Genomic DNA, 854 nt, shown 5'->3' with positions numbered 1-854 from the left:
GCCGAAGAAGCCCTCCATCGCCGCGTTGTCCGGGCTGCAGCCCTTGGCGGACATGCTCCTGGCGAGGCCGTGCCCCTCGCAGATCGAGATCCAGCCGGGCCAGCGGTAGTGGCCGCCGCGGTCGGAGTGGATGACGGGGCGCTCGCCGGGCGCGAGCAGCGCGCAGGCGTCCTCGAGCGTCGAGTTCGCGAGGTCGGCGTCCGGTCTCTCGCCGGCCCTCCACGCCACGACCGAGGAGTCGAAGCAGTCCCTGATGGCCGACAGGTAGACCTTCCTGCCGGAGGGCAGCCTGAACTCGGTGATGTCGGTGAGCCACAGGAAGTTCGGCAGGGCCGAGCGGAAGTCGCGGCGCACGAGGTTCGGCGGGGCCGGCGTCGGCTCGCCCGCATAGGAGCTGTAGGGCCTCCTCTTCCTCCTCATCCACCTGGGGACCAGGCCCTCCTCGCGCATGATGCGGAGGACGACCTTCTCCGAGGCGCGCACGGGCTCGTCGAGCTCGCGCAGGCGCGCCGTCACGAAGCGGTACCCCCGCGCCCCCTCGCCATCCTCGGTGAAGATCCTGCGCACGAGCGCGCGCAGGGGCGCGCGCCGGTCGGGCCTCGCGATCGCGCGGCGCTGGTACTCATAGGAGCTCTTTGATATCCCCAAGGAACTCGTGAGTTCTCTCAAGGACCACTTCCCGCACGGCCTCAGGCGGTCTATCACCAGGGTCTTCTCCCTGTTCGACATCCCGTCGAGGCTCTCGGCTTTTAAAACGTCCTGCACCGCCCTCAGCACCGCGTTCTCGAGCCTGAGCCGCTCGATCAGGGCGTCCTTGTCCTCCGGGTCGATGTCGGGGTAGTCGGGGCCGTCCC

Annotated in this window: 1 protein-coding gene; it reads right to left on the bottom strand. The window is 69.4% G+C overall.

Translation table 11 applies throughout. The features are described from left to right. A partial coding sequence (locus tag ACTQW0_RS08480; protein ID WP_441567776.1) for an IS3 family transposase occupies positions 1–854 on the bottom strand: 854 nt, incomplete at both ends.

The sequence above is a fragment of the Collinsella sp. LCP19S3_B7 genome, from assembly GCF_052121795.1.
GTDB lineage: Bacteria > Actinomycetota > Coriobacteriia > Coriobacteriales > Coriobacteriaceae > Collinsella.
The sequence above is the reverse complement of the archived record's forward strand: the minus strand, read 5'-3'. Positions and strand labels throughout refer to the sequence as shown.